This window comes from Micromonospora sp. WMMA1949, from assembly GCF_027460145.1.
In the GTDB taxonomy this organism is placed as follows: Bacteria; Actinomycetota; Actinomycetes; order Mycobacteriales; family Micromonosporaceae; genus Micromonospora.
Genome location: NZ_JAPZBG010000001.1, coordinates 5,001,369 through 5,021,309 on the forward strand (window position 1 = coordinate 5,001,369; position 19,941 = coordinate 5,021,309).

20 protein-coding genes are annotated in these 19,941 nt (G+C 70.9%); 12 read left to right on the top strand and 8 right to left on the bottom strand.

The annotated features are described in order from the left end of the window. Positions 1–136 precede the first annotated feature (136 nt). Together O7607_RS23500 and O7607_RS23505 are read right to left on the bottom strand one after the other, a co-directional pair. Positions 137–319, bottom strand: a complete 183-nt coding sequence (locus tag O7607_RS23500) for a hypothetical protein (RefSeq protein ID WP_269705353.1) — start codon at positions 317–319, stop codon at positions 137–139. A 61-nt stretch (positions 320–380) separates the two neighbouring features. Beyond that, entirely contained in the window at positions 381–710 is a 330-nt protein-coding gene (locus O7607_RS23505; protein ID WP_269705354.1) for a non-heme iron oxygenase ferredoxin subunit, read from the bottom strand. A gap of 243 nt (positions 711–953) precedes the next feature. Here O7607_RS23505 and O7607_RS23510 point away from each other — a divergent pair, with 243 nt between their 5' ends. Both O7607_RS23510 and O7607_RS23515 read left to right on the top strand, forming a co-directional pair. Beyond that, positions 954–1,364: a VOC family protein gene (locus tag O7607_RS23510; protein ID WP_269705355.1), complete on the top strand. Its 411-nt coding sequence runs from the start codon at positions 954–956 to the stop codon at positions 1,362–1,364. Positions 1,365–1,447: 83 nt separating this feature from the next. Continuing rightward, positions 1,448–2,248, top strand: coding sequence for a VOC family protein (locus O7607_RS23515; protein ID WP_269705356.1), 801 nt, complete (start codon positions 1,448–1,450; stop codon positions 2,246–2,248). Positions 2,249–2,307: 59 nt separating this feature from the next. On the opposite strand, the gene O7607_RS23520 is transcribed toward O7607_RS23515, so the two are convergent. The 3 genes from O7607_RS23520 to O7607_RS23530 form a co-directional block, all read right to left on the bottom strand. Continuing rightward, positions 2,308–3,858, bottom strand: coding sequence for an alpha/beta hydrolase (locus tag O7607_RS23520; RefSeq protein ID WP_332367321.1), 1,551 nt, complete (start codon positions 3,856–3,858; stop codon positions 2,308–2,310). A gap of 520 nt (positions 3,859–4,378) precedes the next feature. Next, a complete protein-coding gene (locus O7607_RS23525; protein ID WP_269705358.1) occupies positions 4,379–5,500 on the bottom strand; it encodes a glycosyltransferase in 1,122 nt (373 codons plus the stop codon). Next, the gene (locus tag O7607_RS23530; protein WP_332367333.1) at positions 5,497–6,504 is read right to left on the bottom strand and encodes a methyltransferase; all 1,008 of its coding nucleotides are present in this window, start codon (positions 6,502–6,504) and stop codon (positions 5,497–5,499) included. The genes O7607_RS23525 and O7607_RS23530 overlap by 4 nt, the downstream gene beginning before the upstream one ends. Before the next feature lie 377 nt (positions 6,505–6,881). On the opposite strand from O7607_RS23530, the gene O7607_RS23535 reads away from it, so the two are divergent. The 6 genes from O7607_RS23535 to O7607_RS23560 all read left to right on the top strand — a co-directional run bounded on the left by O7607_RS23535 (position 6,882) and on the right by O7607_RS23560 (position 12,488). Continuing rightward, a complete protein-coding gene (locus O7607_RS23535) occupies positions 6,882–7,814 on the top strand; it encodes a putative sugar O-methyltransferase (RefSeq protein WP_269705360.1) in 933 nt (310 codons plus the stop codon). Positions 7,815–7,861: 47 nt separating this feature from the next. Further along, positions 7,862–8,863 (top strand): NAD-dependent epimerase/dehydratase, encoded by a 1,002-nt coding sequence (locus O7607_RS23540; protein ID WP_269705361.1) that lies wholly within the window; start codon positions 7,862–7,864, stop codon positions 8,861–8,863. A gap of 1 nt (position 8,864) precedes the next feature. Beyond that, positions 8,865–9,575: a class I SAM-dependent DNA methyltransferase gene (locus O7607_RS23545; RefSeq protein WP_269705362.1), complete on the top strand. Its 711-nt coding sequence runs from the start codon at positions 8,865–8,867 to the stop codon at positions 9,573–9,575. Continuing rightward, a complete protein-coding gene (locus O7607_RS23550) occupies positions 9,572–10,681 on the top strand; it encodes a DegT/DnrJ/EryC1/StrS family aminotransferase (RefSeq protein ID WP_269705363.1) in 1,110 nt (369 codons plus the stop codon). The genes O7607_RS23545 and O7607_RS23550 overlap by 4 nt, the downstream gene beginning before the upstream one ends. Positions 10,682–10,704: 23 nt before the next feature. Further along, positions 10,705–11,316, top strand: coding sequence for a dTDP-4-dehydrorhamnose 3,5-epimerase family protein (locus O7607_RS23555; RefSeq protein WP_269705364.1), 612 nt, complete (start codon positions 10,705–10,707; stop codon positions 11,314–11,316). Positions 11,317–11,474: 158 nt separating this feature from the next. Further along, the gene (locus O7607_RS23560) at positions 11,475–12,488 is read left to right on the top strand and encodes a Gfo/Idh/MocA family protein (RefSeq protein WP_269705365.1); all 1,014 of its coding nucleotides are present in this window, start codon (positions 11,475–11,477) and stop codon (positions 12,486–12,488) included. 54 nt (positions 12,489–12,542) lie between these two features. Here O7607_RS23560 and O7607_RS23565 read toward each other — a convergent pair whose 3' ends face one another. The 3 genes from O7607_RS23565 to O7607_RS23575 all read right to left on the bottom strand — a co-directional run bounded on the left by O7607_RS23565 (position 12,543) and on the right by O7607_RS23575 (position 15,817). Then, positions 12,543–13,277: a hypothetical protein gene (locus O7607_RS23565; RefSeq protein WP_269705366.1), complete on the bottom strand. Its 735-nt coding sequence runs from the start codon at positions 13,275–13,277 to the stop codon at positions 12,543–12,545. Positions 13,278–13,351: 74 nt separating this feature from the next. Next, positions 13,352–14,395: a glycosyltransferase gene (locus O7607_RS23570; RefSeq protein WP_269707072.1), complete on the bottom strand. Its 1,044-nt coding sequence runs from the start codon at positions 14,393–14,395 to the stop codon at positions 13,352–13,354. Positions 14,396–14,596: 201 nt separating this feature from the next. Next, positions 14,597–15,817, bottom strand: coding sequence for a DegT/DnrJ/EryC1/StrS family aminotransferase (locus O7607_RS23575; RefSeq protein WP_269705367.1), 1,221 nt, complete (start codon positions 15,815–15,817; stop codon positions 14,597–14,599). 195 nt (positions 15,818–16,012) lie between these two features. Here O7607_RS23575 and rfbB point away from each other — a divergent pair, with 195 nt between their 5' ends. The 4 genes from rfbB to O7607_RS23595 are packed head-to-tail and all read left to right on the top strand — an operon-like array spanning position 16,013 to position 19,891. Next, the gene (gene rfbB, locus O7607_RS23580; RefSeq protein WP_269705368.1) at positions 16,013–17,086 is read left to right on the top strand and encodes a dTDP-glucose 4,6-dehydratase; all 1,074 of its coding nucleotides are present in this window, start codon (positions 16,013–16,015) and stop codon (positions 17,084–17,086) included. After that, positions 17,083–18,354, top strand: coding sequence for a beta-ketoacyl-[acyl-carrier-protein] synthase family protein (locus O7607_RS23585; protein WP_269705369.1), 1,272 nt, complete (start codon positions 17,083–17,085; stop codon positions 18,352–18,354). Before rfbB ends, O7607_RS23585 begins: the two co-directional genes overlap by 4 nt. After that, positions 18,351–19,634 (top strand): ketosynthase chain-length factor, encoded by a 1,284-nt coding sequence (locus O7607_RS23590; protein WP_269705370.1) that lies wholly within the window; start codon positions 18,351–18,353, stop codon positions 19,632–19,634. The genes O7607_RS23585 and O7607_RS23590 overlap by 4 nt, the downstream gene beginning before the upstream one ends. A gap of 11 nt (positions 19,635–19,645) precedes the next feature. After that, positions 19,646–19,891 carry an acyl carrier protein gene (locus O7607_RS23595; protein WP_269707073.1) on the top strand — a complete coding sequence of 82 codons (246 nt, stop codon included), beginning with the start codon at positions 19,646–19,648 and terminating at the stop codon, positions 19,889–19,891. Positions 19,892–19,941: the final 50 nt, after the last annotated feature.

Below are 19,941 nucleotides of genomic sequence, written 5' to 3' on the forward strand. Positions count from 1 at the left end.
GTCAGGCGCGGCGCGCCACCGGAGGAGTCGTCGCGCCCTCGGGCGCGACGGGGCGGCATGCTCCGGACGAGAACCATATGTCGTGCAAGCCCGCGGATCGCGGCGTCGGACGGCAGTGCGCACAGCCGGGGATCCGCTACCGCAGGCGCTGCTCCAGGGCCGCCCACTCGGCGCGTTCGGCCGCTGTCAGCGGCTCGTCCATGTGCATCGTCACGAATCCCGTCGGCACGCCGGCCCACATGGCTCCCGACCAGATCAGGCCCATCTTGAGGTGATGCAGCATGGAACGCAGCCCGGCCGGCAGCCGTGGGGTCTTCATGATGGGCTCTCCTCATGCGAGTCGATGGACGAGGGCGGCGCCGCCGCGCGACCGCTCCCCATCAGGGCTGCCGCTCGGCGGTCCGGGTGAGGGCGACGTAGACGTATCCGTCCTCCACCCGCACGGGGTAGGTGCCGATCGGCCGGGTCGCGGGTGGGTTGGTGGGCTCACCGGTCCGCAGGTCGAAGCAGGATCCGTGCAGCCAGCACTCGATCGTGCCGTCGTACACCTCGCCCTCGGAGAGCGAGACCTCGGCGTGCGAGCACAGGTCGTGGATCGCGTACACCTGCCCGCCGCTGCGGGCCAGGGCCACCGTGGTGCCCTCGATCTCCAGCGCGATCGCGCCCTCATCCGGGACGTCTGCCACCGGACACGCCTTGACGAAATCCATCGAGTCAGCCCTCTCCCGATCGCACCCGGACGGAAACGACCATCGCCACCTTGCGCCCGGGCCCTCAGGCAGGAACGGAGGGCGGGTCGAACCGCGCTGGAGGCGCCGCCGCCGGGGGCGGCGCGGGCTCGTTCGGGTGGTCCCTCGGGCGGCGGAGGAGCCCTCGTGGAACCGACGGAAAGGGACCAGAAGCGTCAGGAATCAAGAAGCACTGGTCGCGCGGCGGCCGCTAGCGTTTGCGGTATGAACATCACAATTCACTCAAGCTTCCTGCCGCACGAGGATGCGGACGCGTCGGTCACCTTCTATCGCGACGTGCTGGGGTTCGAGATCCGCAACGACGTGGGCTACGACGGCATGCGCTGGGTCACCGTGGGGCCGGCCGACCAGCCGCAGACGTCGATCGTGCTGCAGCCGCCGGCCGCCGACCCCGGCATCACCGACGAGGAGCGGCGCACCATCCAGGAGATGATGGCCAAGGGCACGTACGCCGGTGTGCTCCTGTCCGCTCCCGACCTCGACGGGGTCTTCGAGCGCGTCCAGGCCAGCGGGGCCGACGTGGTGCAGGAGCCGATCGAACAGGACTACGGCGTGCGGGACTGCGCGTTCCGCGACCCGGCCGGCAATTTGATCAGGATTCAGCAGGCACGCTGAGCCCCACCCTGGTTCTCTTCGTCAATCAGGGCCGGGAACCGGTCCCGGCCCGCATCGTCATCTCAGCCAGAGGAGGTCGTCACATGCTGTTGCCCGACGTGATCACGATCGGGGCGACGGACCCGCAAGCCGCCCATGCCTTCTACAAGTCCGTGTTCCTGCCCACCGGGGTCGAGCACCGGGACGAGCGGGTCGAGCTCGACCTGCACGGTGTCGCACAGCTGGCCGTGTGCCCGTCCGAGGCGCTGGCCGCGGAGGCGAACGTGGAGCCCAAGGCGCCCGGTTATCGCGGCTACGTCCTCACCTACATCGTCGACCAGCCCAGCGAGGTGAGGAGCATTCTCGACGCCGCCGCCCAGCACGGCGCGAGCGTCCTCAAGCCCGCGAAGAAGGCCATGTTCGCCGGCTTCTCCGGTGTGTTCCAGGCACCGGACGGCGCGGTGTGGAAGCTCGCGTCGTCCGAGAAGAAGGACACCGGCCCGGCGCAGGAGACGCCCGTGCCGAGCGAGGTCGGCGTGCTGCTCGGGGTGGCCGACACGAAGGCGTCCACGGCCTTCTACCAGGCCCTGGGCATGACCGTCGACCGCGACTACGGCAGCAAGTACATCGACTTCAAGCCGACCTCGGGCGGCTGCCGGCTGGGCCTGATGGACGGCGGCATGCTGGCGAAGGACGCCGGGGTCAAGGAGAGCGGCGGCGCTGGCTTCCGCGCGGCGGCCTTCGAGCGGGTCGCGGCGTCGCGCGACGAGGTCGACAGCCTTCTGGCCGCGGTGACTCCGGCCGGCGGCCACGTCGCCGCAGCCGGCGCGGAGACCTCGCCGGGGGTCTACTCGGGATACTTCGTCGACCCGGACGGCTTCCTGTGGAGGGCGACCAGCGCATAGCAGAGCGGGCCTCTGGCCGGGATGTCTCCCGGCCAGAGGCCCGGTGCCGTGCTCAGCCGTCAGCCGTCAGCCGGATCCGGCAACGGATTGGCGTTGCAGTGGGCGTCGACGCCGGCGACCGAGTTCGGCCGGGTGCCGTCCCTCAGGTAGGCGATGACGTGGTTGTTCAGGCACGCGTTGGCGTTGGCGGTGAGGGACGCGCCGTGGAAGACGCCGCCACGCTCCAGGACCAGCCGGGAGTTCGGGAACAACCGGTGTACCTCGACGGCGCCCTGCACCGGCGTGAGGGCGTCGTGTTCCGCCTGGATCAGCAGCATGTTCACGTTCCGGTCGCCGACCTTCGTCGGCTTGCCCGCCGGCACCGGCCAGAAGGCGCACGGCGCGTTGTACCACCCGTTGTTCCAGGTCATGAACTTGGTGCCCCTGCGGTGCTGCTGGGAGAGATCGGTCCGCCACTGGTTCCAGTTCCGGGGCCAGGGACCGTCGACGCACTGCACGGCGCGGTACATCGCGTGGGTGTTCTGGGCGGGGAAGTCGGGCTCGAGGAAGTTGTCCCGAAGCCCGGACGGGTCCCCGCGCAGCACCCAGTCGGCCAGCACCCCGGCGTGGTAGGTCCAGATGTAGCTGCGATACACGTTCACCGAGAAGATGTCGCTGTACTCGGCCGGCCCGATCTTGCCGTCGATCGGCGCCTTGCGGAGCATCGCCATGCCCTTGTAGTAGTTCGCCTCGACCTGTGCCGGCGTTCGTCCGAGGTGGTAGTACGAGTCGTGCTCGGCGATCCAGGCGAAGTAGATCTGGGCCCGCTTCTCGAAGGCTTCGTTCGTCTCCAGCAGGGATTTGTACCCGACGCTGCTCGGCCGCACCACGCTGTCCAGGACCATGCGCCGTACCCGGTTCGGGAACAGGGAGGCGTAGACGGAGCCGACGTAGGTGCCGTGGGAGTAGCCCAGGTAATTGATTTTCTCCTGGCCGAGGGCGATCCGCATGAGGTCCATGTCGCGGGCGGTGTCCGCCGTCCGGAAGTACTTGAGCGTGTCACCGTACTTCTGCCCGCAGCTCTCGGCGAATGTGCGCGCCCGGTTCACCCACACCGCTTCTTCGGCGTTGCCGGCCGGAACGTAGTCGGGCCGGGCCCCGCCCGGGTAGAGGTACGTGGGATCGCAGCTGATCGACGGCTCGCTCGCGCCGACGCCGCGCGGGTCGAAGCCGATCCAGTCGTACGTGGAGCCCACGGAGGTCAGCAGGCCGGTGGAGCCGTCCGCGAAGCGGGTCGGCAGATCCCGTCCGATGGTGCCCGGCCACTGGCCCCGGTTCAACAGGACGACGCCCTGGTACTGCGATTCGGGCGAGGTGTGCTTGGCCCGGGTCAGGGCCAGAGTGATCTTCTGGCCGTTCGGCCGGGAGTGGTCGAGTGGAACCTCGAGGGAACCGCACTCGAGCCCCACGAGATAGTCGTCCATCAGAGGGTCGTCGTCCGGACAAGGTGACCAGGCGATTCCGGCAATCGGCCGGTCGGCCGGCCGGGCCGCCGCCGCGGAGGGGACCACGGTGACCTGTGCCGTCAGACCCAGCGCAACCGCCGCCGCGCCGGCTAACAGTTTTCTCATCCATTCCCCCATTGCTCGAAAGCGAATGCATTCACAGATGCGTGGCCGCTGATTCGACAGGGCTCGACGCGCTTTGTCAAACCAGCTTCACAGGTCGAATCAATGAGTTCGTGCGGCGGCGATTCGGCGGGGGAATGCGGCACGTAACGCTGCAACAGCGCCTATTCGGGTCTTACCTCGCCAGTCCGGCCATTCGAATCGTCCCAGGCTGACGCCGGTGCGGAGGGAAGCGCTGTCGGAGGTCGTGGTGCGGCCATCGATCGGTCGGCCGACGGCGGGGTGCCCGGCCGGCCGACATGGCTGGCGGAAAATGCACAGTGATGGCGACGAGGAGCGGTTCGGCCTGCCGACCCGGTCGGTCGATCATGCGGATCGGGTCGATTCTTCAGTCCTTACGGCACGGGCGTCCGGAGGCGGTGACGGCCGAGGGGAATTCAAATAACTCGATGCCGGCGGATTCGGTCCACACGAAGGGACCCGGCCGAGGGCGACTGCCCCGGCCGGGTCCCTGTCGGACCGGTCACCCGGTGACCAGCGACTCCATCCGTCGGACCACATCGGCCGGCGTCGGGAGCGCGGCGATCTCGGCGGCCAGGGCTCGCGCCCGCCGGGAGTACCGCGGGTCGGCGAGGATCTCCCGGCTGTCCGCGGCCATGGCGTCAGCCAGGTCATGGCTCCCCTCCGGCAGCTCCGACCGGATCGTCCGCGCCGCGCCTGCGGCCGACAGGACGCCGGCGATCGCCCTGGTGTGCGTGTTCGGGGGAGTGATCAGCTGGGGGACCCCCGCCGTCATGATGGTCATCGCGGTGGTCGCCCCGCCGTGGTGCACCGTCAGGTCGCAGGTGGGGACGACGACGTCCAGCGGGATCCAGCCGACGCGGACGTCGTCCGTGTCCGCCCCGAACTCCGCGGCGACCTCCGCGTGCGCCGCGATCACCACCTCGGCTCCCGCGGAGGTGAGCTGCCGCACCAGGTGGTGCAGCGCGCTGCCGGCGAGCATGCGGTGGTGCGTCCCGGAGGTGATCAGCACCCGGGGCCGGTCCGTCGGCCGGGTGTACATCCATCGTTCGAGGCGGCGCTGAGGATTCGTCGCGACGAAACCCATGGGCTGCGCCCGCGCCGACGGCGACGGCCCGAGGGACGGCGGAGTGACGTCGATCAGCATCGCGGGATCCGGGAGCCCGCCCAGGCCCAGGTCCTTCAGCTGCGGCGCCAGCTCCTCCTCGGCCGCCGGATCGATCTCCGTCATCGGGATCTGGAGGTACTCGGCGTGCCGGACGAAGGGGACGCCCAGCCGGGTGGCGAGCAGGCCCGCCGCGTAGCTCATCGAACTCCCGAGGACCACGTCGGGAGCCCAGTCCTCCGCGAGGTCCCGCAGGGTGGGCGTCGCGGCGGCGGCCATCCTGGCCAGGCCGCGGCCGGCGACCACCATCTCGTCCGTCGAGCCGACGCCGGTCAGGAAGTGCCGGATCGGCTCCGGCATGATCGACACTCCGGGTACGCCGATGCCCTCCACCGCATCGATCAGCGGTTCGTTCGTGGCCACCAGGAGCTCGTGCCCCGCGTTGCGCACCGCCTTCGCCAGAGCGGCGGTCGCGTAGACGGTGACGTGGCTGCCGGTGGTGAGGAACAGGAATCTCATGCTCGGTCGCCGGCCTTCCGCGCGGGGCCGCCGGCCTCCGGGCGGCACTCGACCACGAACTGGCCGGACGGCGTGCGCCCGTACGCGGTGACCGCCAGGCCGGCCCGCGCCGCCAGGGTACGGAACTCGTCCAGCGTGCGGGGCTTGCCGCCGGTCTGCACCATCATCATCAGCCCGGCCCGGGCAGCCTCCCGCCCGGGGGAGACGCCACCGACCACGACGACGCGACCCCGTGGGGCTGCGGCCTCGGCGCACCGGGTGAGCAGGGCGGCGGCCTCCTCGTCGGGCCAGTCCAGCAGCAGGCGCTTGAGCAGGTACACGTCCGCTCCGGGCGGGAGCGGGTCGAAAAAGCTCTGCCCGCTGACCCCGGCCCGGTCGGCGACCCCGGCGGCGGCGAAGACCTCCGCGGCTCGGGCGACCGCACGGGGCAGGTCGACCAGGGTGCCGTGCACGTGCGGCCGGACCCGCAGGATCTCGGCCAGCGTCTCGCCGGTACCGCCGCCCACGTCGACGACGTGGTGGACGTCCGCCCAGTCGTCCTCGACGAGAACGGCGGGATCCGAGGCGTCGCCGGCCCGATGGCCCATCATGGCGTCGTAGCTCTCCGCGATCTCGGGATGAGCCTCGAGGTCCTCCCAGAACGAGCGTCCGAAGACGGTCTCGTAGCCCGGGCGGCCGGTGCGGACGGTCGCGAGCAGCCCGCTCCAGGCGGCGGCGCTGCGACCGCCGTGGCCGTCGAGGGTGAGCCCGCGCAGCGGACCGGGCTCCAGCAGGGTGCGGGCCGCCTCGTTCAACGCGAACTCGCCCTCGGCCGGCTCCTCGAAGACGCCCTTGCCCACCAGATGGCGCAGGACCCGCGCGAGCGCGTCGCGATCGCAGTCCGTCTTCCGGGCGAGCTCCCCGATCGTCGTGACGCCGGCTGCCACGTGCTCGGCGATGCCCAGTGTCACCACCACCCGCAGGCTCCACGGGGTCGCCAGATCACTGAGCGAATCGACATCCACCTTCTCCGACATTTGCCACCTCCAGTGGTCGACGCGGCTCGACAGCCCACGGCTGGGCCGCCTGGAATTCGCTGCCGGAATTTCCCCACCGGCCCTGGCCGAAGTCGGCCCACTGCCACGCCTGCGGGCGGGCGGCACCGGAGCGCCTCACGATAGCGGCATTCATCGATCCGCACAGCTCGTTCAGAACTGCGCGCGATGGTTCCGGATGCCGTTCGACCGGCGAGAACGTTCAGTTGAACACGGCCGACCGCAATCGCGAGGTTGTGGCGGGATCGGCCAGATGCCAAGCTCCGTCGAGGTCGAGTACGTCGGCGCTCACCGAGCGATTAAATCGGCATTTCCGGCTCCTCTCCTCTGGCGAAAGACGAATCGACATGGCAGACACGTACCAAGCCAGCCGGCAATGGGAACGCATCAGCAGGCACTGGGTGACCGAGGAAGCGGCCGTCGACCTCGCGAATTTCAAGTCGGGGCGGCCGAACCACAAGATCTCGCTGTGGAATCCCGAGGTGAACGGCGTCCGGTACCTGAAGACGCTCGTCCACAACCTGGCGACAGCGCTCGGGCCGGCCGACTGGGAGCGGCTGCGCAGGACCACCCACCGGGACGTGGGCAACCCCATCGCCGTCCGCGTGGGCGGCGAGAGCATCTGCCTCGACTATCTGCAGGCCACCCTCGAACTCGGTTTCATCGAGCAGAGCGTCGACCTGGCGGGTGCGAGCGTCCTCGAGATCGGTGCGGGCTACGGACGAACGTGTCACACCCTGCTGTCGAACCACGACATCGCCGCCTACTGCATCGTGGACCTGCGCAGCACCATGCACCTCAGCCGGCGGTATCTCCGGGAGGTCCTCGACGACGCCCGGTTCGCCAAGATCCGTTTCGTCCCGGTGGAGGACGAGGACGTGAACGCGGCGCTGCGCGAGAGCGAGTTCGATCTGTGCATCAACATCGACTCGTTCGCCGAGATGGCCCCGGAGACCGCACGGAGCTACCTCGACCTCATCGGCGAGCGGGGCACGGCCCTGTACGTGAAGAACCCGGTCGGCAAGTACTGGGACCAGAGCCTGGACGGGCACGTCGAGGGCGACGACGCCCTGCGCCGGGCGATGGAGACCGGCCTGCTGCGCGAGGTGCTCGACATCCACGACGACCGGGCGGTGCGCGCTGCCGTCCCGGAGTTCATCGCTGCCTACCGGCCCGGTGACGACTGGCGCTGCGTCGCCGACGCCTGGGCCGTGCCGTGGAGCTTCTACTGGCAGGCGATCTACCGCCGGGGGAGGCCGAGCACCGGCCCGCAGCGGTGACCGTGCCGGGGGACGGAAGCAGGCGAGTACCGAAGGTCGGAGGAACAGTGGGTCCACTGGTGAGCGTGCTGGGTGCGTCCGGATACCTGGGATCGGTCGTCACCGCCCGCCTCTCGCAGCTCCCGATCCGGCTGCGTGCCGTGTCGCGCCGGGTCAGCCCGATCCCGGACGAGGTGGTGGCCGACGTGGAGATCCGTACCGCCGACCTCACCGACCCGCGATGTCTCGCCGACGCCGTCGCGGACGCCGACGTGATCCTTCACCTCGGTAAGCACAGCGGCGGATGGCGTGACGCGGACACGCCGGAGGGCGATCGGGTGAACGTCGGCGTCGCGCGCGACCTCGTCGACATCCTCGGCCGGCGACGGCCGGCAGCGGCGCCTCCGGTGGTGGTGTTCGCCGCGACGACCTCGCAGGTCGGCCGTCCGCCCGAGCACCCTATGAACGGCAGCGAGCCGGACCGCCCGGAGACGGCGTACGACCGTCAGAAGCTCCGGGCCGAGGGCATCCTCAAGGCCGCGACCGAGGCGTCGGTGATCCGGGGCGTGAGCCTGCGGCTGCCGACGGTCTTCGGCCAGAGCGGGTTGTCCCGCGTACCCGACGTCGGCGTGGTCTCCGCGATGGCGCGTCAGGCGATCGCCGGCCGGCCGTTGACCATGTGGCACGACGGAACGGTCAAGCGCGACCTGGTGTACGTCGAGGACGCGGCGGACGCCTTCCTGGCAGCCATGCGGCGACCTGACGAACTGGCCGGCCGGCACTGGCTGGTGGGCACCGGCCGGCACGACACGGTCGGCTCGGTGTTCCGTGTGATCGCGGCGTCGGTCGCCGCGCACACGGGTCGGCCGCCGGTGCCGGTGACGTCCGTGCCGCCGCCCGCGCACGCGCCTGTGATCGATTTTCTGAGCGTCACGATTGATCCCGCACCCTTCCAGCTCGCTTCCGGCTGGCGGGCGCGGACGGCGCTCGACGATGCCGTGGACCGCACTGTCGCCGCTCTGCTGGATCGCGGTGAAGCTACCGGAGAGGAGCCCCATGTACGGACGTGACGTGGCCGAGATCCATGACGACCTCAACGAGAGCCGGGGAAAGGACTACCGGACCGAAGCGGAGTACATCACCGAGGTGGTCCGTAGCCGGTTCCCCGGAGCGCGTTCCCTGCTCGACATCGGGTGCGGCGCGGGCGGCCACCTCGTGCACTTCGCCGAGTTCTTCGACACCGTCGGAGGGATCGAGCTGTCGGAGGACATGCTGGCCGTGGCCCGGGGCAAGCTGCCCGGTGCCGGGCTGCACCAGGGCGACATGCGGGGGTTCGACCTCGGCCGCGAGTACGACGCCGTGGTGTGCCTGTTCGGGTCCGTCGGCCACACCCATGACGAGGACGAACTGCGGCAGACGCTGCGCTGCTTCGGGCGGCATCTCTCCGCCGGTGGCGTCGTCGTGGTCGAGCCGTGGTGGTTCCTGGAGAAGTCGGTGGACGGATTCATCTCCGGTGACGTCGTCCGGAGCGGCCGGTCGACCATCGCGCGGATGTCGCACACCGCGCGTTCCGGGCACCGGTCGACAATGGACGTGCACTTCCTGGTGGCCGACCCGGAGACCGGGGTGCGGCACTTCGCCGAGACGTACACCCACACGTTGTTCAGCCGGGCCCAGTACGAGGCGGCCTTCGCCGCGGCCGGCTTCGACGCCGACTACATCGAGGACGTCCAGGGCGGCCGGGGACTCTTCGTCGCCGTCGCCGCCGAGGAGCGGCCGTGACGATCCGGGTGTGGGACTACCTCGCCGAGTACGAGAGTGAGCGTCCGGACGTCCTCGACGCGGTGGAGACGGTGTTCCGGTCCGGCCAGCTGGTGCTCGGCGCGAGCGTCCAGGGCTTCGAGGAGGCGTTCGCCGCCTACCACGGCGTCCCGCACTGCGTCAGCGTGGACAACGGGACGAACGCCATCAAGCTGGGTCTGCAGGCGCTCGGCGTGGGACCCGGAGACGAGGTCGTCACCGTGTCCAACACCGCCGCACCGACCGTCGTGGCGATCGACGCGGTGGGCGCCACGCCGGTGTTCGTCGACATCCGGGCGGACGACTACCTGATGGACACCACGCAGGTGGAGGCGGTCCTCACCGAACGGACCCGCTGCCTGCTTCCGGTTCACCTGTACGGACAGTGCGTCGACATGCGGCCGCTGCGCGAGGTCGCCGACCGCCACGGCCTGCTGATCCTGGAGGACTGCGCCCAGGCGCACGGGGCACGCCACGGCGGTGTGCTCGCCGGCACGATGGGCGACGCCGCGGCGTTCTCGTTCTATCCGACGAAGGTGCTCGGCGCGTACGGTGACGGTGGCGCGACGATCACCGCGGACGACGCGGTGGCGGCCAACCTGCGGCGCCTGCGGTACTACGGCATGGAGAGCCGCTACTACGTGGTGCAGACGCCGGGGCACAACAGCCGGCTGGACGAGGTGCAGGCCGAGATCCTGCGTCGCAAGCTCACACGTCTCGACCGGTACATCGCGGACCGGCGCGCGGTGGCGCAGCGGTACGCGGAGGGCCTCAGGGACACCGACCTGGTCCTGCCCCGGGTGGCCGACGGGAACGACCACGTGTACTACCTCTACGTGGTGCGGCACCCCCGCCGGGACGAGATCCTGACGCGGCTGCGCGGCTACGGGATCGAGCTGAACGTCAGCTACCCCTGGCCGGTGCACACCATGACCGGGTTCGCCCACCTCGGCTACCGGGAGGGCTCGCTTCCGGTCACCGAGGCGCTGGCCGGGCAGATCTTCTCGCTGCCGATGTATCCGTCTCTCCCGGTCGACGTCCAGGAGAAGACGATCAGTGCCCTCCGAGACATCCTCAAGACGCTGTGAACGGCCGGTTCTAGGGAGATCAGGTGAAGGTCGAAGAGCTCGCGGTCACCGGTGCGTTCGTGTTCACGCCCGACGTCTACCCCGACCATCGTGGATCGTTCGTGTCGCCGTTCCAGCAACGGGCCTTCGCCTCGGCGAAGGGTGCGCCGTTCCTCCCCGTCACGCAGACGAATCACAGCGTCTCCCGCCGGGGCGTCGTGCGGGGCATCCACTACACCGTCACCCCGCCGGGCACGACGAAGTACGTCTACTGTGCGGCGGGTGAGGCCATCGACATCGTGGTCGACATCCGGGTCGGCTCGCCGACGTACGGCAAGTGGGACGCCGTGCGGGTGAACCCGCGGGACTTCCGCGCGGTGTATTTCCCGGTCGGGGTCGGGCACGCCTTCGTGGCGCTGGCCGACGACACGGTCATGTCGTACATGCTGACCAGCGCCTACGTGCCCGAGTACGAAAAGGCGATCTCCGTGTTCGACCCGGACCTGGGGCTGCCGATTCCCGGGGACATCGAGCCGATCGTCTCCGAGCGGGACAGCGTGGGCCCGCGGCTGGCGGAGGCGGCCGAGGCGGGCCTGCTACCGGACTACCAGGAGTGCCGGGCCATCGAGGAGCGGCTGCTCCGCTCCGCCTCGTGAGCCGCGCCGGGGCGTGGCGGAACCGCACCCGCGGGCCGGGTCCGCCCCACGACGAGCCGGCCCGGTGACCGGAGGTCCGGTCGCCGGGGTCCCGGCGCCGCCGCGCACCCGTTCGCCCCGCTCGCTGCCCACCCGGTTCCGGTGAAAGGACGCACCGCATGCCATCTGTGGTTCGCATGGGAGTCCTGGGGTGCGCGAGCATCGCGCTCCGCCGGGTCCTGCCGGCGATGATCGAGGCGGACGGCATGGAGCTGCGGGCCGTCGCGAGCCGTGATCCCGCCAAGGCGCACGCGATCGCCGAGCGTTTCGGCTGCGTGGCCGCCGAGGGGTACGACGACCTGCTGGACCGGCCCGACATCGACGCGGTCTACATCCCGCTGCCCACCGGCCTGCACGCGTACTGGGCGAGCCGCGCCCTCGCCGCCGGCAAGCACGTGCTCTCGGAGAAGCCGCTCACCAGTGACCACGCCACCGCCCGTGACCTCGTGAACCAGGCGAAGGGCGCGGGTCTGTGGCTGATCGAGAACTACATGTTCCTCCACCACCGCCAGCACGACATGGTCCGTGACCTCGTCGCGCAGGGCAGGATCGGCGAGCCCCGCGTCTTCACCGCGAGCTTCGGCATCCCCCCGCTCGACGCGGCGAACTGGCGGTACCACGTCGAGCTCGGTGGTGGGGCGCTGCTCGACGTGGGCGTCTACCCACTGCGCGCCGCCACCTACTTCCTCGGCGCCGACCTGGAGGTCGTCGGGTCGGTGCTGCGCATCCATCCGGTCCGGGGCGTCGACGTGGCCGGGCATGCCCTGCTCAGTACCCCGTCGGGCGTGACGGCCGAGCTGTCCTTCGGTTTCGAGCACGCGTACCGGTCCTGCTACTCGCTCTGGGGCGACCGGGCCCGCCTCACCCTGGACCGGGCCTTCACACCGCCGGTGACCCGGCAACCAGTGGTCCGGATCGAAGCGGAGGACCACGCCGAGGAGGTCGTTCTCCCCGCCGACCACCAGTTCAAGAACATCGCGGAGTTCTTCGCCCGGTCCCTGCTCGACGGCGGGGACTACACGCCGCACGCCGAAGCGATCTGCCAGCAGGCCGAGCTCGTCGACAAGGTGCGGTCCAGCGCGATCCGCATCACCGAGCCTCGCCGGGTGCAGTGGAGCGGGATCGCCGGATGACAGGGCCGGCGGTCCTCGACGGAGAGGAACCGCCGGCCCGCGCCGGACGTCCGGTCACCGGGACGGTCGCGCCCCGCCGGTTCTCGACGCCATGAACTCCGCGACCGTCGCCACGAACGTCGCCTTGTCGGCGTCCGGCAGGCGGAAGTACGGCGCGAGGACCTCGGACAACCCCGGCCGGACGAACGTCATCGGCTGGTCGCGCCGGTGCAGCGGTTCGATCACGCACACGTCCCCGGGCCCGGTGCCGCGGTACGCCATGTCCGTGGCGACCGTGAACCACTGCTGTTCCCCGGCGATCGTTCCGCGCGCGCGGGCCACCGACTGTTCCTTCAGGCAGCGCGGAGCATGACTGGCGGCGGCGATCTGCAGCACCGTGTCGACGCCGTGCGCGGCGAAGATGCCGGCGGCCGCCTCGATCTCGGCGACCGTGTTGTGCACCGGCTGCGTGATGACGATGTCGTGCAGGGCCTGGCGGAACGCCGCGCGCTCCGCGTCCGACAACCGGTCGAGCAGGGGCTTCAGGCGGCTGAACTCGTCCAGCCTGGAGAGGTTGTCCAGAAAGAACCTCTTGGTGTACTCGCCCTCACCGACGCCGTCCCGCCGGGAGAAGCCGCCGCCGATGACGATGCAGGCGAGTTCGTGATCGCCGCCCAGTGTCAGGACGGCTCGCGCCAGCGTGCCCAGGTCACCCAGACGGTCGTCCTCGGGCACGCCGACGACCAGTTCCGCCCACCCGTCGGTGGCCAGATGGCGGCTGTGCAGGAGCACTCCCACTCTCGTCGTCAACACGGAACTCCTCCCGGTGGGGGCACGACGGAGGCTCGCCCGATCCGGGCGGCGAGAAGGGTGAGGGCCGGCGGCTAGCCGGCGGCGGCCAGCTGCTCGATTGTGCCGACCATCTCGGCCGTCGTGGGCAGCTTACCGATCTCGGTGGCCAGGACCCGCGCGCGCTCGGCGAACCGGCGGTCCGAGAGGATCTGCCGGCAGGCCGCGGCGACGGCGTCGACCGCTTCCCGGTACGCCTCCTGGCCGGCCTGGCGGGGGGCCGGCGGCACGGCGAGGGCGGCACCGAAGTCGCCCAGGGCCTTCGCGATGGTCCTCGAGTAGTCGTTGTCCGGGGTGATCAGCTGCGGCACGCCGGCGTTCATGAGCGTCATCGCGGTGGCCGCGCCGCCGTGGTGCACCGCGAGGTCGCAGGTGGGAGCGACGACGTCGAGCGGCACCCAGCCGATGCGCACGTCGGAGAACTGTGCGCCGAACTCCTCGGCGGCGCGGTCCGGTGCCGCGATCACGACCTCCGCCCCGGCTGCCGTCAGCTGGTCGACCAGCTGACGCATGACGCCGGTGTGCGAGTGCAGCATGAGATTGCGCGTTCCCGCGGTGACCAGCACTCGTGGGCGCCCTGCGGGCCGGGTGTACATCCACGGGTCGAGTCGGCCCTGGCGGTTCCTCGGGATCCAGCGCATCGGTCGTGCGCCCGGGGTGGGCGACGGCCGCAGGCACGGCGGGCAGACGTCGATGAACAGGTCGGCCTCCGGCGGCCCGGTGAGGCCGAGACGCTCCAGGTCGGGCTCGATTCCCGGCTCCGGCCGCAGCGGGACGATGTCCCAGTAGTGGCGTACGTACAGCGCCTTCAGATGGGTGGCGAGGATGCCGGGGACGTGCGACAGGCCACCGACGACCACATCGGCCGGCCACTGCCGGGTCAGCTCCAGCAGCGCCTGCAGCCTGGCCGCGGGCATCCCCGGATGAGGTGAGGGGACCACCGGCAGTCCGATCGCCGTCGCCGTCTCCAGCAGCGGCTCGTCGGCGGTCACGAGGATCTCGTGCCCGGCGCTCCGGGCCGCCGTCGCGAGCGGGGCGATGGAGAACACGGTGGACTGGCTACCGCCTACGGTGAACAGGAATTTCATCGTGATCCGTCTTCTTCTCGACGACTGCGGACAGGTGCACCACGACGGACCGGCGTCCTCGCGGCGCGTTCGGGCACGTGCGGGGGTCCACGCGAGACGCGCGGGCGGCGGCGGACCGGCCCGGGAGCCGCGGCCGCCGGACGACGCGCAGGCGGGGCCGGGGCGACAGCGCGGCGGCCGGGGCCGGACGCCTCACGTCCCGCTCCCGGATGTGGAGGGCGGAGCCGCGCGGCGACGCAGCCGGTCGGTGAGTTCCGGCCCGTGGGAGATCGCGAGCCGCACGATGTGACAGATCCGGTCGATGTCCGTGGGGGAGACGGCCGGGCCGGTCGGCAGGGCGACCACCTGCTCGGCCAGGCGCTCGGTGTGCGGCAGCGAGGTCGGACGCTCCGAGCGGTAGGGCTCGAGCTGGTGGCAGGCGGGCGAGAAGTAGCGCCGCGCCCCGGCGTTCTCCGCCGTCAGCACCTCGATCATCAGGTCGCGGTGGATGCCGGTGACCGCTTCGTCGATCTTGAGGATCACGTACTGCCAGTTGGGATCCTCCTGCTCGTCGAAGTCGACTACGGAGAGCCCGCCCACCCCGCGCAACGCGGAGCGGTAGTGCGCGTGGTTGGCGCGATTGTGCCGTACGATCTCGCCGAAGGCGTCCAGCGAGGTCAGTCCCATGGCCGCGGAGGCCTCGGTCATCTTGGCGTTGGTGCCGATGCCCACGCTGCGGCCGTCGGCGGTGATGCCGAAGGTCCGCAGGACGCGGAGCTCCTGGGCCAGCCCGTCGTCGTCGGTGACGACGGCGCCGCCCTCGAAGCAGTTGACCACCTTCGTGGCGTGGAAGCTGAACACCTCGGCGGAGCCGAAGCCGCCCACGCGCCGGCCCTGGAAGCTGGACCCCAGCGCGTGTGCCGCGTCGAAGGTGAGCGTGAGGCCGTGCCGCGCGGCCACCTTCTCCAGCTCGTCGGCCCGGCCGGGGCGGCCCCACAGGTGGACGCCGACGATGCCGGAGGTCCGCGGCGTGACGGCCGCCTCCACCTGCTCCGGGTCGAGGCATCCGGTGACCGGATCGACGTCGCAGAAGACCGGTGTCAGGCCCAGCACCCGGGCGGCGTGCGGCGTGGCCACATAGGTCATCGCGGGCATGACGACCTCACCCGACAGCCCGGTGGCCATGTAGAGCAGTTGCAGCGCCAGGGTGCCGTTGCACGTCGCCACGCAGTGCCGGACGCCCGCCAGGTCCGCGATGCGCTCCTCGAACTCGCGGACCAGCGCGCCGTTGGTGAGCCATTCGTTGTCCATCGCCGTGTTCAGCCTGTCGAACAGACGCGACCGATCGCCGACGCTGGGCGTTCCCACCTGCAGGAACCGTGAGAACTCCGGGGTCCCGCCGAGCGCAGCGAGATCAGCGAGTGTGTCTTTCACGCGCGGGCCTCCATCATGCCGTGCGACGTGCCATGGGCCGGCGGTGTGCCGGAACGACAGCGTCCCGGACGGTGCTCGCACCTCGGTTGAGCGCAACTGGGGTGACGCCCGCCGGGGCTATCAGGCGGAACCGCTCCACCGCCCTTCCAGTGGACCTCCACCATGGGTCGGCCGTGCCCGGCGACGCTCGGAAACATGAAACTTCTCGTGACCGGGGGAGCCGGCTTCGTCGGCTCCGAGTACGTACGCAGCATGCTCGGCGGCGCCTACGAGGGTTACGAGAACGCGGAGATCACCGTCCTCGACAAGCTCACGTACGCGGGCAGTCTGACGAACATCCCGGTGGACGATCCGCGGCTCACCTTTGTCCGAGGCGACATCGTCGACCGCGAGCTGCTTCTCGACCTGCTGCCGGGACACGACGCGGTCGTCCACTTCGCGGCCGAGAGCCACGTGGACCGGTCGCTGCTCGACGCCTCGCCGTTCACGACGACGAATGTGCTGGGGACCCAGACGCTGCTGGACTGCTGCCTCCGGACAGGCATCAGCCGGGTGGTGCAGGTCTCGACCGACGAGGTGTACGGCACCATCGCCCACGGGTCGTGGACGGAGGATCACCCGCTCCTGCCGAATTCCCCGTACGCCGCCTCGAAAGCGGCGGCCGACCTGCTCGCGCGCTCGTACCACCGTTCGCACGGGCTGCCGGTGGTGATCACCCGCTGCTCGAACAACTACGGGCCGTACCAGCACGTCGAGAAGATGATCCCGCGCTTCGTCACCAACCTGCTCAGCGGCCGGCCGGTGCCCCTCTACGGCGACGGCCGCAACGTCCGGGAGTGGCTGCACGTCGCGGACCACTGCCGGGGCGTGCAGCTGGCGTTGGGGAAGGGTCGTGACGGCGAGGTCTACCACCTGGGCAGCGGCACCGAGCTGACCAACCGGGACCTGACCGCCGAGCTCCTGCGCCTGTGCGGGGCGGACTGGGACGCGGTGCGGCCGGTCGCCGACCGCAAGGGGCACGACCTCCGGTACTCCCTCGACGACAGCAAGGCCCGCCGCGAGCTCGGCTACGCCCCGCAGGTGCCCTTCGAGTCGGGCCTCGCCGAGGTCGTCGCCTGGTACCGGACCAACAGCGACCGGTGGGCCGACGAGTCGGAGCGGCACGACACGCAAGCCGCACCAGAGCCGGCAATGCCCGGTCCGGACACAGAGGAACAGGGGTCGATGAACATGAAGGCTGTCGGGACGACCGCGGCGGTGTCGCGGTGAGTGTTCGCAAAGTGGTGATCACCGGTCTCGGCGTCGTGGCGCCCGGCGGCGTGGGTACCAAGGCGTTCTGGCAACTGATCACCGCCGGTCGCACCGCGACCAGGCCGATCACCGCCTTCGACGCGTCCGCCTTCCGGTCCCGGATCGCTGCCGAGGTGGACTTCGAACCGGCTCAGGCCGAGCTGTCCCACCGGGAGATCAGCCGGCTGGACCGGGCGGCGCAGTTCGCCCTGGTCGCCACCAGGGAGGCGATGGCCGACAGCGGTCTGGAGACGGACCGGTCCGATCCCACCCGTGTCGGCGTGAGCCTCGGCACCGCCGTGGGTGCCACGTGCAACCTCGAGTCGGAGTACCTCGCTCTCAGCGACACCGGGCGGGAGTGGGTGCTCGACCACCACTACGCCGGCCCGCACCTGTACGACTACTTCATGCCCGGCTCCATGGCGGCGGAGGTCGCCTGGGACGTCAACGCCCAGGGCCCGGTCGCGGTGATCTCCGCGGGGTGCACCTCCGGACTGGACGCGGTCGGCCACGCGGTGGATCTGATCCGGGAGGGCGCGGTCGACGCGATGGTGACCGGTGGCACCGACGCGCCTATCTCACCGATCACCGTCGCCTGCTTCGACGCCATCCGGGCGACCTCGTCGAGCAACGACGACGCGGCCCACGCGCTACGCCCCTTCGACCGCACCCGCAACGGCTTCGTGCTGGGAGAGGGGGCCGCCGTGCTCGTCCTCGAGAGCGAGGAGCACGCCCGCGCCCGCGGTGCCCGGATCTACGCCGAGGTCACCGGATTCGCCTCCCGCAGCAACGCGTACCACATGACCGGCCTGCGGCCCGACGGCGCCGAGATGGCCGCGGCGATCACCGCCGCGCTGGCGGAGAGCAGGCTGTCACCGGAGGACGTCGACTACGTCAACGCGCATGGCACGGCGACGCAGCAGAACGACAGGCACGAGACGGCCGCGCTCAAGCGGGCGCTCGGCCACCACGCCTACTCGACACCGGTCAGTTCCATCAAGTCGATGGTGGGCCACTCCCTCGGTGCGATCGGCTCGATCGAGATCGCCGCCTGCGCGCTCGCCCTGGACCAGGGCGTGATCCCGCCGACCGCGAACCTCCACGAGCCGGACCCCGAGCTGGACCTGGACTACGTCCCGCTGCACGCGCGGGAGCAGAGGCTCGACACCGTCGTCAGCGTCGGCAGCGGCTTCGGAGGCTTCCAGAGCGCCATCGTGCTCGCCCGTCCCGGGCGGGGTGCGGCATGACCGCGGCGGTGATCACCGGGATCGGCGTCGCGGCGCCGAACGGCTTCGGGACCGAGAACTTCTGGGCCGCGACGTTGCGTGGCGAGTCCGCCATCCGCCCGGTCCGGCGCTTCGACGTGAGCGGGTACCCGGCCCGGCTGGGCGGCGAACTCGACGGATTCGATCCCGCCGACCACATTCCCAGCCGGCTTCTCCCGCAGACCGACCGGATGACCCAGTTCGCGCTGGCCGCGTCGGCCTGGGCGCTCGCCGACGCCCGCGTGGAACCCGGCGCCTACGAGGCGACCGAGACCGGCGTGGCGATGGCCGGGGCGTTCGGCGGCTTCGAGTACGGCCAGCGCGAGCTGGAGAACCTGTGGCGGTCCGGTCCCGAGCACGTCAGCGTGTACATGTCGTTCGCCTGGTTCTACGCCGTCAACACGGGGCAGACGTCGATCCGGCACGGCATGAGAGGCCCCGCCGGCGTCATCGTCAGCGACCAGGCGGGCGGGCTCGACGCGGTCGCGCAGGCCCGGCGGAACATCCGCAAGGGGTCCCGGCTCATGCTCTCCGGGGGCTTCGAGAGCTCCTTCTGCCCGTACGGCTGGGTGGCCCGGATGAGCGGCGGCACGCTGAGCACCGGCGACGATCCGCGAACCGCGTACGTGCCCTTCGACGTCGGCGCCCGTGGGTACGTCCCCGGTGAGGGTGGTGCCGTCCTGGTGGTCGAGGACGCCGCCGGCGCCCGCCGCCGGGGCGCGCACATCCACGGGGAGATCGCCGGGTACGCGGCGACGTTCGACGCCGCCGCGCGCCACGGTGGTGCGCGGGGACTGCGCCGCGCCGTGGAAGGCGCCCTGGCGGACGCGCAGATGACGGCCGCGGACATCGGCGTGGTCTTCGCCGACGGCTCCGGAACGCCGGACGAGGACCACGCCGAGGCCGAGGCGATCGCCGCCGTGTTCGGTCCGGGCGCGGTTCCCGTCACCGTCCCGAAGACCATGACCGGACGGATGAGCTCCGGCGGCGCGTCCGCCGACCTCGCGTGCGCCCTGCTCGCCATGCGCGACGGGCTCATTCCGCCGACGGTCAACGTGCGCACGGTCGCGGCCGGCGCGCAGATCGACCTCGTCACCGGCGGGCCCCGCCGGTGGGAACCCGGGGCCGCGCTGGTGATCGCCCGGGGCAGGGGCGGATTCAACTCCGCGATGGTGCTCCGGCGCGGCACCGCGTCCCCGGACGTCACCGCGGAAGCGACGAGCAACGACAGTGACATTCGAACCGGATCAGGAGGGGAGTAGTCGTGCAGCGGATAACTCTGCCGGACCTTGAGGAGATCATGCGCAGGTGCGCCGGGGACGACGAGTCGACGTCCTCGTTCCAGCAGGCTCCGGACCAGGCGTTCACCGACCTCGGATACGACTCGCTCGCGTTGCTCGAGACGCAGAGTGTCATCAAGCGGGACTACGGCGTCGAGATCTCCGAGCAGGCCCTGAGCGAGGCCACCACGCCGCGGCAGCTGGTGGACCTCGTGAACCGATGGCTGACCGCGGCCTGACCGGCGCCGGGGCGCCGGCCGGCCGGGACACGCCGGCCGAGGGCCCGCCG